This is a genomic window from Streptomyces sp. NBC_00647, assembly GCF_045207245.1.
In the GTDB taxonomy this organism is placed as follows: Bacteria; Actinomycetota; Actinomycetes; order Streptomycetales; family Streptomycetaceae; genus Streptomyces.
In genome coordinates, this window is the sequence record NZ_CP109040.1 from 3514320 (window position 1) to 3527490 (window position 13171).

Annotated in this window: 12 protein-coding genes; 6 read left to right on the forward strand and 6 right to left on the reverse strand. The window is 72.2% G+C overall.

The annotated features are described in order from the left end of the window. Nucleotides 1–91: 91 nt before the first annotated feature. The gene (locus OG788_RS15500) at nt 92–763 is read left to right on the forward strand and encodes an O-methyltransferase (RefSeq protein WP_406371403.1); all 672 of its coding nucleotides are present in this window, start codon (nt 92–94) and stop codon (nt 761–763) included. A 103-nt stretch (nt 764–866) separates the two neighbouring features. Here OG788_RS15500 and OG788_RS15505 read toward each other — a convergent pair whose 3' ends face one another. Next, the gene (locus OG788_RS15505) at nt 867–1262 is read right to left on the reverse strand and encodes a hypothetical protein (RefSeq protein ID WP_356754345.1); all 396 of its coding nucleotides are present in this window, start codon (nt 1260–1262) and stop codon (nt 867–869) included. Nucleotides 1263–1381: 119 nt separating this feature from the next. Here OG788_RS15505 and OG788_RS15510 point away from each other — a divergent pair, with 119 nt between their 5' ends. After that, nucleotides 1382–1837, forward strand: a complete 456-nt coding sequence (locus OG788_RS15510; RefSeq protein ID WP_406371405.1) for a DUF1992 domain-containing protein — start codon at nt 1382–1384, stop codon at nt 1835–1837. Nucleotides 1838–2008: 171 nt separating this feature from the next. Here the strand turns inward: OG788_RS15510 and OG788_RS15515 are convergent, their stop codons facing one another. Continuing rightward, nucleotides 2009–2821 (reverse strand): hypothetical protein, encoded by an 813-nt coding sequence (locus tag OG788_RS15515; RefSeq protein ID WP_406371407.1) that lies wholly within the window; start codon nt 2819–2821, stop codon nt 2009–2011. A 14-nt stretch (nt 2822–2835) separates the two neighbouring features. Beyond that, nucleotides 2836–3648: a hypothetical protein gene (locus OG788_RS15520; protein WP_406371408.1), complete on the reverse strand. Its 813-nt coding sequence runs from the start codon at nt 3646–3648 to the stop codon at nt 2836–2838. Nucleotides 3649–3886: 238 nt separating this feature from the next. Between OG788_RS15520 and OG788_RS15525 the strand changes: the two genes are divergently transcribed. Then, nucleotides 3887–4408 (forward strand): GNAT family N-acetyltransferase, encoded by a 522-nt coding sequence (locus OG788_RS15525; protein WP_406371410.1) that lies wholly within the window; start codon nt 3887–3889, stop codon nt 4406–4408. A 3-nt stretch (nt 4409–4411) separates the two neighbouring features. Here the strand turns inward: OG788_RS15525 and OG788_RS15530 are convergent, their stop codons facing one another. Beyond that, entirely contained in the window at nt 4412–6589 is a 2178-nt protein-coding gene (locus OG788_RS15530; RefSeq protein ID WP_406371411.1) for an MDR family MFS transporter, read from the reverse strand. Between the two features lie 166 nt (nt 6590–6755). On the opposite strand from OG788_RS15530, the gene OG788_RS15535 reads away from it, so the two are divergent. Continuing rightward, nucleotides 6756–8048: a peptidoglycan-binding protein gene (locus tag OG788_RS15535; RefSeq protein WP_406371413.1), complete on the forward strand. Its 1293-nt coding sequence runs from the start codon at nt 6756–6758 to the stop codon at nt 8046–8048. 335 nt (nt 8049–8383) lie between these two features. On the opposite strand, the gene OG788_RS15540 is transcribed toward OG788_RS15535, so the two are convergent. Both OG788_RS15540 and OG788_RS15545 read right to left on the reverse strand, forming a co-directional pair. Continuing rightward, a complete protein-coding gene (locus OG788_RS15540; protein WP_406371414.1) occupies nt 8384–9052 on the reverse strand; it encodes an HAD-IA family hydrolase in 669 nt (222 codons plus the stop codon). A 515-nt stretch (nt 9053–9567) separates the two neighbouring features. Next, nucleotides 9568–10149 carry a TMEM165/GDT1 family protein gene (locus OG788_RS15545; protein WP_406371416.1) on the reverse strand — a complete coding sequence of 194 codons (582 nt, stop codon included), beginning with the start codon at nt 10147–10149 and terminating at the stop codon, nt 9568–9570. A gap of 480 nt (nt 10150–10629) precedes the next feature. Here OG788_RS15545 and OG788_RS15550 point away from each other — a divergent pair, with 480 nt between their 5' ends. Both OG788_RS15550 and OG788_RS15555 read left to right on the forward strand, forming a co-directional pair. Further along, nucleotides 10630–11274, forward strand: a complete 645-nt coding sequence (locus OG788_RS15550; RefSeq protein WP_351553813.1) for an HNH endonuclease family protein — start codon at nt 10630–10632, stop codon at nt 11272–11274. 167 nt (nt 11275–11441) lie between these two features. Continuing rightward, entirely contained in the window at nt 11442–13109 is a 1668-nt protein-coding gene (locus tag OG788_RS15555) for an alkaline phosphatase D family protein (protein ID WP_406371418.1), read from the forward strand. Nucleotides 13110–13171: the final 62 nt, after the last annotated feature.

Genomic DNA, 13171 nt, shown 5'->3' on the forward strand with positions numbered 1-13171 from the left:
CGAATCCGGCTGGCAGGCACCGGCGTCGAGGACTAAGTTCGTCCACGGAAGTACTTAGTGCATCTAACTAGGCATACGAAAGGCCCGGTGCATGAGCGAGTCGCAGGTCTGGAACGACGTCGACGCCCACTTCACCACCCTCCTGGCCCCCGCCGACGAGACCCTGGCCGCCGCGCTGCGCGACAGCGACGCGGCCGGACTGCCCCCCATCAACGTCGCGCCGAACCAGGGCAAGCTGCTCCAGCTGCTCGCCGAGATCCAGGGCGCCCGCCGCATCCTGGAGATCGGCACGCTCGGCGGCTACAGCACGATCTGGCTGGGCCGCGCCCTGCCCGCCGACGGGCGGCTGATCACCCTCGAGTACGACCCCCGGCACGCCGAGGTCGCGCGCGCCAACCTCGCCCGGGCCGGGCTCGACGACGTCACCGAGGTGCGGGTGGGGCCCGCCCTGGAGTCGCTGCCGAAGCTGGCGGACGAGAACCCGGAGCCGTTCGACTTCGTCTTCATCGACGCGGACAAGGTGAACAACGCCCACTACATCGAGTGGGCGGTCCGGCTCACCCGGCCCGGCGGCGTCATCGTCCTCGACAACGTCGTCCGCGACGGAGCCGTCACCGACGGGGCGAGCACCGACCCGAGCGTGCGGGGCACCCGGGCCGCACTCGAACTGATCGCCTCCCACCCGAAGTTGAACGGCACGGCGGTGCAGACGGTGGGCAGCAAGGGGTACGACGGGTTCGCGCTGGCACGCGTCCTCGCCTGATCCCCTCGTCCCGCCCCGCCGCCACTGCCGCACAGCCGCACAGGCCCTCGCCCTTCGGCCCTTCGGCCCCGGACCTTCGCACCGTCCCGTGCCGAAGCCCGTCCTAGGCCTCGTGATAGAAGCCCACGTTCACGGTGCGGGGGCCGGTGCGGTCGTGGATGACGAGTTCACCGGAGCCGCCCGTCGGCAGCCTGGCCGTCCCGCCGTACGGAAGGGGCTGGGGCGCCAGCCCCGCCAGGATCAGCCGGACCTCGGAGGACGGCTCCGTGTGGGAACCACGGAGCCACGTCACCTGCCAGGAGCCGTCCGGGCCGCAGAGGAACTCCAGGTGGACCCGGGACACGAACAGCCAGTCGTCGGGGGTCGCGAGACGGCACACGGCCCGGTCCCGGCCCACCCGCAGCATCGCCCCGGGGTCGCTCGGCGCGTCGGCCATCAGCATCCCGGCCGTCGCGCCGGCGTCCGCCCCGGACACCGAGGCCATGGTGAGTTCGAGCACGCGCGCTCCTTCGTGAGGTGCTGGTCCAATGATGCTGGCGCGAAACGTCGTTGCTTCGCCGCCGCCGCATGATAATTCGACCTTTCCCGTCATGGTGCGACCTCCGGCACAATGGACGCATGACCGAGCGCAAGCCACCCGGCGTCAGCTTCGAGTCCTGGGTCGACCGGCAGATCCGCCAGGCGGAGGCCCGCGGCGAGTTCGCGGAACTCCCCGGCGCGGGCAAGCCGCTGCCGGAGGTCACCGACACGCCGTACGACGAACTCTGGTGGATCAAGCGGAAGATGGCCCGTGAGGGGCTGTCGGTCCTGCCGCCCACCCTGGCCCTGCGCAAGGAGGCGGAGGACGCCCTCGTCGCGGCGTCCGCGGCCCCCTCGGAGCGGGCCGTGCGGCGGATCGTCGAGGACATCAACGCCAAGATCCGCGAGGTCATGTTCAAGCCGCCGCCGGGACCTCCCCTCGGGCTCAAGCCCTACGACGTGGAGAAGATCGTGCGGGAGTGGCACGCGGCCCGCGCGGACCCGGACCCCGAGGCCCGGCCACCCGGGGAGCGGGGAGACGGCGGAACCGCCTGAGACCACGGAGGACGACCGCGGGAATGCCGGACGCGATCCGGCGGAGTCCCGCGGCGCGATGGGCCGCGCGGCGCAGGGACACGACGGTCCGCGCGAACGCCGTGAGGCCGCGCCCCGGAACATGGTCCGGGGCGCGGCCTCACCGGTGAGTGGAGAGGTGTCCGAGCCCGCTCAGAGCTTCAGGAGCCGCTCGGTCATCTCGCGGTAGTCCCGCAGGGCGAGGCGGAGCCGCTCCGTGTCGGAGTCCGTCGCCTTGCCCTCGCCGCCGGACTGCCAGGACGTACGCAGGGTGCGCCGCCGCCGGGTCACGGCCTCCGTGAACCGGCCCGCGAGCTCCTCCAGCACATGATCGGCCTCCTCCACGGAGGCCTGCGGCCCGTCGACGAACCCGCCGACCGCGTGCCGCATGCGCAGCGAGAACTTGTCGTGCTCGTCCAACGGCAGCAGCCGCTCGTCGTGCCCGGAGCCGCCTTCCGCCCGCGCGTCCGCGTGGCCCTCGGTGTCCGCCGGGCCGCCCTTGGGGAGCGCTCCCCCGGCGTCCCGCCGCTCACCGTCGCGGCGCGCCGCGTCGGCGGCACGGGGCGTGGGAGGCACCGCGGGGCCGCCGGTCTCGCGGGACGTGGCGCCGGCACCCGCACGGCCCGTACGGTCGGCACGCGGCTTCGCCCGCTCGTCGGAGGAGACACCCGCAGCCTCGCGGTCGGGCGCACCGGCCCCGGCCGTCCGGGCCGCCGCAGCGTCGCCGTTCCTCGCCCGGTCGCCCGGGGCTGAGTCGGCGGACGGGGGATCGACTTGGCCCTTCAGTGCCTCGCGGCGCGACACTTCCTCGGCCTCCTCGCGGTTCTCGTTCGCTCGGTCCGCCGCGCTCTCGCCGGCCATCGCCCGGTCGTCCGGGGAGCGCTCGGCGGGTACCTGGGGCACACGGCCTTTCGTCGCACCCGGCTCGCGGGAGGGGGTCCGCTCGGGATCCTGGTCTGGCTTCATGGTGCTCACCTTCCTCAACTCCCCTTCGCCTGACGCCTGGTGAAGGACCAGGGCAGGTGGCGGGAGCGGGTGTCGGGGGTGGAGTTCTCCGTGGTCTCGGTGCGCTCGGTGCGCGGGGCGCGCGCGGTGCTCTCCGTCGTCCCCGCAGGCTCCGGGCTCGGGGCGTCCTTGCTCATGCCGAACCTCCTGGCGCGCTCCGGATGGGCGGGCCGGGGCTCACTCACGTCGTCCGTGCCGCGCACACGGTCGGGAGAGGTGTCCTGACGGGTCGGGGTCAGCAGGTCGTCGAAGAGGGCGCGGGCCTCCAGCATCGCCTCGCGCATCTGCTCGGTGTCGGCGCCGCCGTTCTGGCCGCCTCCGCCGGTACGGGCCAGCGCGGCACGGTGCACGCGGCGGTAGCCGTGGACATGGTGTCCGTGGTGCACGGAGAGCGCGGAGACCTGCTCCTCGTAACGGCCCTCGTCGGGGAACCCGCGCGCTCCGGCCAGCTCACCGAGCAGCCGGTCGGCCTCGGCCACCGCTTCCCGCGGCGAGTCGACGAAGCGTTCCTGGGCTGCCGTCCAGCCGGCCGCGTACCGTTCGCGGGCCGCGGGTTCGAGCGGCCGCTCGCGCAGCGAACCGTGCAGCTTCACGCGCTCGGTGAGGTCGCGTTCGGCGGCCTTGGTGTCGCCGTCGTGCCGGGCGACGGTTCGGTCGTACTCCGGTCCGAAGCGCCGCCGCAGGGTGCGCCCGCCGGGCGGCCTTCGGTTGAGGAGCAGCAGGGCGGCCGCGACAACGGCAACGGCCGCCACGATCACGATCAGAGCGATGATCACGCCTGTGGACATGGGTGCCTTCCGGGGTTCTCGACCCAACGGGCCGGTTCCTGGACCGGGTTGCCCGGAAGGCGCTCCTCAAACGGCCCCCGCACGACGCGACCGCCGCGGCCCCGGAGCCGGCCGCCCGCCGACGACCCGTCCGTCGCCCACCCCGGAGCACCGGCAACGCCCGCTCCTCGCCGAGCTGTTCGGGACCGCGTGCAATCCGGTTGCGTGCCGGGTGGGGCACCCGACGACAATGACCCGTATGACCCGATCGCCTTCCGGCACGCCCGCTTCCTGGAGCGTGGCCCCCGAGCCCTTCGACTCCCCCGTCGCCGCCGCGCTCTGGCGGGCGTACTACACGGAGGTCAGCGACCGGTGGTACCTGCTGCACGAAGGGCGTACGACGGACCCCGGCGAGCTGGAGCGCGAGGTCGCCGCGCACACCGGCGGCGAGTTCGCGCCGCCGACGGGTGTACTGCTCGTCGCGCGCTACGACGGTGAGCCCGGCGGCACGGCGGGGGTGCGGATGATCGACGCCACCACGGGCGAGCTGAGCCGCGTCTTCGTCCGGGAGGACCTGCGCGGCAAGGGCGGCGCGCCCCTCCTGCTGACGGCGGCCGAGGAGGCCGCTCGCGGCCTGGGCGCCCGGCGGCTGGTCCTCGACACCCGCGGCGACCTCGTCGAGGCGCGGGCGCTGTACGCCCGGCACGGCTACGAGGAGACCGCGGCGCACAACGACGAGGCCTACGCCGAGCACTGGTTCCGCAAGGACCTGACCGGCTGATGCTCAGCCCATCTCTCCCTCGGGCCGGCCGAGCAGCATGCGCTCGTCGTGGGGCCGGTCCGCGAGGGAGCCGCACATCTCGTCGTTCAGCTCCGCGACCAGCTGGGCGAGGTCGGTCGGGCGGTCCGGCCCCCACCAGTCCCCGAGGAGTTCGGCGAGGGACTCCTCGCGGGCCCGGGACAGCTTCCCGGCGGCCTCGTGCCCCGCGTCGGTCAGGACCAGGTCCAGGCCCTCGCGGCGGGCGAGCCGGCGTTCCTCGACCTGACGCGTGGCGGCCAGGACGACATTCAGGGGTACGGCGCTGTGCTCGGCGAGGAGAGCGGGCTCCGCCCACCCGTACTTCTTGATCCGCAGCAGCAGCCAGCTCGCCGCCGGCAGCAGGTCGTAGCCCGCGCGCGCGGTGATCCTCTCGTAGATCTCCCTGCGCCCCTCCCGGGTGCCGAGCACGGACAGCGCCCGGCACACCTCGTCGTACGACGACCGCTCGACCGGGTTGCTGGCGAGCGTCTCCGTGACGTCGGGGGCCGTGACGGAGGCGCGCAGCTTGTCCTCGCGCAGGAACCAGGCCAGGACGAAGCCGAGCAGGGCCACCGGGGCGGCGTACAGGAAGACGTCCGTGATCGACGTCGCGTACGCGTGCAGGACGGGCTGCTGCAGATCGGCGGGGAGTTGGCCGATCCCCTTCGGGTCGGCCTTCAGGGAGTCCGTGGTGATGCCGGGGGGCAGTTGCTGCCCGCCCAGCACCTTCGTCAGGTTGTCACCGAGGCGGCTCGCGAAGACCGTGCCGAAGATCGCGACGCCGAACGAGGCGCCGATGGACCGGAAGAAGGTCGCGCCGGAGGTGGCGACGCCCAGGTCCTCGTACGACACGGCGTTCTGCACGATCAGGACCAGCACCTGCATGACCAGGCCGAGGCCCAGGCCGAAGACGAAGAAGTACGCGCTCATCTCGCCCGTGCCGCTGTTCTCGTCCAGCTGGTGCAGCAGGAGCAGGCCGAGGGCGGTGACCCCGGTGCCGGCGATCGGGAACACCTTCCAGCGGCCGGTACGGCTGACGATCTGGCCGGAGGCCGTGGACGACAGCAGCAGCCCGAACACCATCGGCAGCATGTGCACGCCGGACATCGTGGGCGACACACCCTGCACGACCTGGAGGAACGTCGGCAGGTAGGTCATCGCGCCGAACATCGCGAAGCCGACGATGAAGCTGATGATCGCGGAGAGCGTGAACGTGTGGACCCGGAACAGCTTGAGCGGCAGCACGGGTTCGGCCGCGCGCCGCTCCACCACGACGAAGGCGACGACGAGGACCACGCCGAGGACGGCGAGACCGATGATCTGCGGCGAGTCCCAGTCCCAGGTGGTGCCGCCCAGCGAGGCCACCAGGACCAGGCAGGTGGCGACGGCGGCGATCAGGAACGTACCGAAGTAGTCGATGACGTGCCGGGCCGACTTCTTCGGGATGTGCAGGACCGCCGCGATCACCGCGAGCGCGACGACGCCGACGGGGAGGTTGATGTAGAAGACCCAGCGCCAGCTGAGATGTTCCGTGAACAGCCCGCCGAGCAACGGCCCGAGCACACTCGTCGCACCGAAGACCGCGCCGAACAGCCCCTGGTACTTGCCCCGTTCACGCGGCGGGACCAGATCGCCGACGATCGCCATCGACAGCACCATCAGCCCGCCGCCGCCGAGCCCCTGCAACGCCCGGAAGGCGATCAGCTCGCCCATGTTCTGCGACATGCCGCACAGCGCCGATCCGATCAGGAAGATCACGATCGCCGCCTGGAACAGCTTCTTGCGGCCGTACTGGTCACCGAGCTTGCCCCACAGCGGGGTGGCCGCCGTCGACGCGAGCAGATACGCCGTGACCACCCAGGACAGATGCTCCAGGCCTCCGAGATCGCTGACGATGGTCGGCAGGGCCGTGGAGACGATCGTCTGGTCCAGCGCGGCGAGCAGCATGCCGAGCAGCAGCGCGCCGATGGACACGAAGACGCTGCCGTGCACCGTGTCCCGGGCGTCGGTGGCGGCCGCCGTGCGGCGCCGCACCGCGGACTCACTCACCTCGATCGACTCGTGCAGGCCGGTCGGACCGCCCGTACCGACGCCGGTCGGCTCGTCCGCGCCTTCCGTCCCCCGGCCGGGCGGTGTGTCCGAACCGTGCGCGTCCCCGGTCATGCGGCCTCCCTGAGCCCCGAGGGTCCCGGTCACCCTCCATCCTGATCGGTGTGTCCGGTTATGGCCTGTCGAGCCGCCCGGAATCCCGGATTCCGGGGGGCTGCTTGAAGGTTGTATGAAGGTCATCCGGATAATCTCTGGAAATCTCAGGGGGAGGGACCCACTCGTGACTGAACCGACCGGGCATGTCTGCCCCGAGTGCGCCGCACACCGGGCGCAGGACGGCACCCCGTCCTGCGCCTGCACCAGCAGGGCGTCCGACGCCCTGCGTGACGCGCGCACGGCGGAGGCCGCGGCCACGGAGGACTTCAACCCGCTGCGCATCCGGCCCTACGTGGAGCTGGGCCCGGAGCGTTCCGGGCATCCCGGAGGGGGCCGGTCGCCCGGTACGAACGCGGGCCGTCCGGACCCGGCGGTCCCGGGTGACCCCGGCCCCGCCGCCTGGACCGCGGGGGCGGGCTCCTGGGCCCCGGAGGGCACCTCCACGCCGCTGGACGGCCCTGGAGCGCCGATGGACGGCTCTGGAGCGCCTCTTCACGGCACGGCGCCGGTGCACGGCGACGACGCGTGGTCGAACGGGGTCGCGCCGGCCGGCGGAATGCCGATGCCCCCGGCGAACGGAGAGGACGCCGCCTCTTCCACCATGCCGCTGAACGCCGTTCCGGCCGACGCGACCATGCGACTGAACGCCGTTCCGGCCGACGCGACCAGGGGCCCGGCCCCGGTTCCCGCCGACGCGACCATGCGACTGAAGGCGCTCCCGTCGGAGGCGCGTGCCACCGACGTCCGCCTCTTCCAGGACCGCTCCCCCGAGCCCGGATCGGGCACCCCTGCCTCCGATCGACCGGGGCGCAGCCGGCGAACCGGGGTCATCGCCGTCGCCGGAGTCGTGGTGACGATGGTGGCCGCGGCGGGGTTCGCGAGCGGACTGCTGTCGTACGACACTCCCGCGCGGGACGAGGCACTGCCGAAGGACGTCCGCGCGAGCGCGCCGGAGGTGCTGTCCGACAAGACCTCGGGGTCGCCGTCCGCGAGCACGTCCGCCACGTCTTCGGCGCCGTCGGCTCCCACCTCCTCCCTGAGCGCGAGCGCGTCGCCGTCGGCGTCCGAGTCGGACACCTCGGCGACACCGTCCCGGTCGGCCACGTCGGCCCCCGCGTCCACGTCCCCGAGCGCGAAGGCGACGGCGACGGGATCGGCGGCGTCCACGGGCAGCGGTTCGAACGGAGTGTCCGCGCAGACCCTGCGACGCGGCGACAGCGGCCCCGAGGTGACCGAACTCCAGCTGCGGATGACCCAGCTGAGGATGTACATGCGTAACGCCGACGGCCGGTTCGACCGCCACCTCGAGGACGCGGTGCGCTGGTACCAGTGGGCGCGGGGCATCTCGGGGGACGAGCCGGGGGTCTACGGCACCGCCACCCGGGCCGGCCTGGAGGCGGAGACGACCGAGCCGTAGCCGGCGGGGGGCCGGGTCGGGCCGCCCGGTGGGTGGGTCGGGGCCGTGCCGGTACATCCCGGTCCGTCGCCGTTGGATCAGACGTGAGTTCTGAACGGGAGCCGCTGCTCGATCCGGGCGTAAGCGACGGACATCAGGGATGTACCGGCACGGCCCCTCCCGCGCGCGGTCGGCTGCGGGTGCTTCGTGGCGAGGATCCAGCCCCTCCGGCGTTTGAGGAGCGGGGTCCGGGGCGGAGCCCCAGGTACGGGACGGGTAGGGGCGGAGGGGGCGAAAATCCCCACCCCAGCCACCTCACCCCACCCGGCGACCCCCGTCGATACGGAGGGCAGCCCTCAGCCGATGTGAAGGCGGACTGTCCCGTCCGCGAGGGCCTCGACCCGGACCTCGGTCAGATCACGTACGAGCACATCCGGCCCGTGGAATCCCGCCCGAGGACCGACCCCGACGACCCGCATTCCGGCGGCCCGCCCCGCCGCGATCCCCGCACCGGAGTCCTCGAAGACGACACAGTCCTCGGGTGCGACGCCCAGCTCGGCCGCCCCCTTCAGGAAGCCCTCGGGGTCGGGCTTGCTGGCGCCGACCGACTCGGCGGTGACGCGCACATCGGGAAGCCCGAGCCCGGCCGCGGCCATCCGCCCGGTCGACAGCGCCACGTCCGCGGAGGTGACGAGCGCGTGCGGCACTCCGGCGAGGGAGGCGAGGAACTCCGGTGCTCCCGGAATCGCGACGACGCCGTCCATGTCGGCGGTCTCCTCGGCCAGCATCCGCGCGTTGTCCGCGTAGTTCTGCTCCATGGGCCGGTCCGGCAGCAGGACCGCCATCGAGGCGTAACCCTGCCTGCCGTGGACGACCTTCATGACCTCGTCCCCGTCCAGCCCGTGCCGGTCGGCCCAGCCGCGCCAGCAGCGCTCGACGACGACGTCCGAGTTGACGAGGGTGCCGTCCATGTCGAGCAGGAAGGCGCGGGCGGTCAGAACGGTGGTGGCCGTCGTCATCGGCATGCTCCAAGGCGCAGATAGGGAGGTCCAACATGCCCCCCGGGAAACAAGGCGGCCCCGTCCGCCGGTCAGGGAGGTGCGGACGGGAACCACTTTGTTCCTACAACATACAAAACAACCTCCCCCAGCGCCACCGCCCCCCACCCACCAGAAGCGCCGGCACCCCGCGCCACGGCCTTTCACCTGCGAGAGGAACGCCCCCAATGCCACGAGCCACGAAGCATGAAGCACGAAGCACCCGCACCGGTCCACGCACGGGAGGGGCCGTGCCGGTACATCCCTGATGTCCGTCGCTTACGTCCGGATCGAGCAGCGGTTCCCGTTCAGAACTGACGTCTGATCCAACGGCGACGGACTGGGATGTACCGGCACGGCCCCGACCCACGACGCACCGGCCCGCAGGCACCCCGGGAGGCACACCCTCGCAGACACGGCGGCAGGCACGGCGGCACACACCCCGGCAGGCACGGCGGCAGCCACCCGCACCCCCGAACGCCGGCGCGAGCGACTCAGAAGGCTCAGCCCGCGACAGCCTCGTACAGGCTCCAGACCCCGAGCCCCAGCATCAGAACCGCCGCCACCTTGGTGATCAACGACAACGGCACCCGCTTCATCAGCGCCTTGCCGCCCACGATCCCCAGCCCCGCGACAGCCCACAGCGCCAGCACCGCACCGAGCCCCACCGACAGCGGATCGTCGTACCGCGCGGCGAGGTTCGCCGTCATGATCTGCGTGAGGTCGCCGAACTCGGCGACGAGGATGAGCATGAAGCCCGCCCCGGAGACCTTCCAGAAGCTCTGGTTCTCCGGCTTGCGGATCTCCCCCTCGCCCTCGTCCTTCTTCATCAGCAGCACCGCGGCACCGCCGAGGAACAGCACACCGGTGAGCGCGTGCACGATCTGCTGCGGGAGCAGCGTCAGCACACTGCCCGCCGCGACGGCGAGCGACACGTGGACGGCGAACGCGGCGGCGACACCGGCGAAGACGTACGAGGCGCGGTAGCGCGTGCCGAGGACGAGGCCGGCGAGGGCGGTCTTGTCCGGCAGCTCGGCAAGGAAGACGACACCGAAGACGAGCGCCATCACGCTGAAGCTGATCAAAATTCCTCAATCGGTCGGGCTGCCCCGCCGAGAGTGTTGCGACTGCGCGTGCTGTGACTGCGCGACACCTCGGCACGGCAGCACACAGCGACACCCGCACCGGGAGGTACGGGCAGAAGCACCCCCGCCGGAAGGGCCCGGCACGGGCAAGTGCACTGCTTGCCGAAGGTCTCGCTGGCCGGCCTCGTGAAACGAGGCCTGCCTCCGGGCGCCGGCTCAGACGAGCTGAGCAGTATGTCGACGGTCCGGCGAAGAGCTACTCCCCTTCTGCGCCGTCCATAGTACGCGACCCCCGCAGCGGCCCCACAGGGCCGAAAGTCCCGGGGCCGGAAGATCCCACGGAACCGAAAGTTCTGTCATGAACCTTGTTATGTCATGTACGTGTCACTAGCTTCTAACCGCGCACTTACCTCCCGGCAACACGACGCCGCGAGCATTCGTTCGCTCGCTCCAACGCCCCCACACCCCAAGGGAGTTCGCATGCCGAAAGTCTACGCGCGTCGACGACTGAGCATACTCGCAGCCTTCACGGGTCTGATAGCCATGGCCAGTGTTTTCAATGGACCGACCGCCTCCGCCGCCCTCCCCACCCCGGTCAGCGCGGCCACCGCCCGCACCTACCTCGCGTCCCTCACCGTCGCGACGGAGAACCGCACCGGCTACGACCGTGACCTCTTCCCCCACTGGATCACCATCTCCGGTGCCTGCAACACCCGCGAGACGGTCCTGAAGCGCGACGGCAGCGGCGTCGTCACCGACTCGGCCTGCGCCTCCACCAGCGGCAGCTGGTACTCGGTCTACGACGGCGCCACCTGGACGGCCGCCTCCGACCTCGACATCGACCACCTCGTGCCGCTCGCCGAGGCATGGGACTCCGGCGCCTCCGCCTGGACCACCGCCCAGCGCCAGGCCTTCGCCAACGACCTCACGCGCCCCCAGCTCATCGCCGTCACCGACAACGTGAACCAGGCCAAGGGCGACCAGGACCCGGCCACCTGGATGCCCTCGCGCACCGCGTACGCCTGCACCTACGTCCGCGCCTGGGTCCAGGTGAAGTACTACTACAACCTCAAGGTCGACTCCGCGGAGAAGACCAAGCTGACCTCGGTCCTGAGCGGCTGCTGACCCGCGCCGCCCCACCCACCGGCGGCCGCCGGTCCCCCACGGTCGGCGGCCTCCGGTCCCCCGGGTTCCGGACATCGCCCCCCACGGTGTTCACCACGGTTTCCGGAACCTCCCCACCGGCCTCCGTCGTTCCGTACCGTACGGGGCGACGGAGGAGGGGGATCATCATGGCGGAACTGCGCCTGGGACCGCTGCTGAGGTACGTGGACGGTTCGTCGGCGACCTTCTGGGTCGAGGCGAGCCGCCCGTGCACGGCCGAGGTGCGCTGCGCGGACGGCTCCCGCGGACAGGCCCGTACGTTCCAGATCGCGGGCCATCACTACGCGCTGGTGCCGGTGAGCGGACTGACACCGGGCACGGTCACCGCGTACGAGGTCCTGCTGGACGACACGACCGTCTGGCCACTGCCCGACTCGCCCTTTCCCCCGTCGGTCGTCAGCACCCCCGAGGGCGACGACTCCGCCGTCCGCGTCACCTTCGGCTCCTGCCGCTGGGCAGCACCGCCCGCGGACGAGAAGGACCCGGTGGGGCCGGACGCCCTGGACACCCTCGCCGCCCGGATCGCCGCGGCCCCGGAGGGCGAACGCCCGGACGTGCTGCTGCTGTTGGGCGACCAGGTGTACGCGGACGAGGTGTCGAAGGCGACCCGTGCGTGGATCGCCGCGCGGCGGGGCCTGGCGGATCCCCCGGGCCATCAGGTCGCGGACTACGAGGAATACACCCGCCTGTACTACGAATCCTGGCTCGACCCCGAGATCCGCTGGCTGCTGTCCACCGTGCCCAGCTGCATGATCTTCGACGACCACGACGTCATCGACGACTGGAACACCAGCGCGGCCTGGCTCGCCGAGATCCGGGCGACCCCGTGGTGGCGCGAGCGGGTGCTGAGCGGCCTGATGTCGTACTGGGTCCACCAGCACCTCGGCAACCTCTCGCCGGGCGAGCTCGCCGGGGACCTGCTGTACGCCGCCGTGCGCGAGACCCCCGACGGCACGGACGTGCTGCGCGCCTTCGCCGCCCAGGCCGACGCCGACCCGGCCTCGGTCCGCTGGAGCTACCGCCGCGACTTCGGCCGGACCCGGGTCCTGATGCTCGACACCCGCTCGGCCCGCGTCCTGGACGAGCAGCACCGCGCGATGCTCGATCCGGGGGAGGCGGCCTGGCTGCGCGAGCAGGCCCTGGACACTCCCGACTCCCGGGACCATCTCCTGATCGGCACCTCCCTGCCCTGGCTGCTGCCCCCGCTGATCCACCAGGCCGAGACATGGGACGCCGTGCTGTGCCGGGGCGAACGCGGCGCTCGATGGGCGCGGTTCGGCGAGCGGCTGCGCCGCGGGGCCGATCTGGAGCACTGGGCGGCCTTCCCGGAGTCGTTCGAGGAGCTGGCGGAGTTGATCGCCGAGGCCGGGTCGGGAGAGCACGCGCCGGCGACGGTGTGCGTGCTGTCGGGAGACGTGCACCACGCCTACGTCGCCGAGCCGGTCTGGGCCGACCCGGCCCGGCAGCCCGCCGCCCGGGTTCTCCAGCTGACCTGCTCCCCCGTCCACAACTCCATCCCGCTCTCCATACGGCTCGGCTTCCGGTTCGGCTGGAGCCACCCGGCCCGGATGCTCGGCGGGCTCCTCGCCCGGCACGGCCGCCGCGGGCGCCCGTCGGTCGACTGGCGCAAGGCCGGCGGCCCTTGGTTCGGCAATCAGCTGATGACCCTGACGCTGCACGGCCGTTCGGCCGCGCTCCGCCTCGAGCAGGCACGGGAGACACGGGGCGGAGGCGGACGCGCGGGGGGAGCCGCCCGGCTGACGACGGTGGAGGAGTCCGTAATCACCCCGCAATAGGGCCATTCCCCACGGTTGTTGCGCGTGTCGTCCCCGATGGGCGTGAGGCATCCCACACCCGG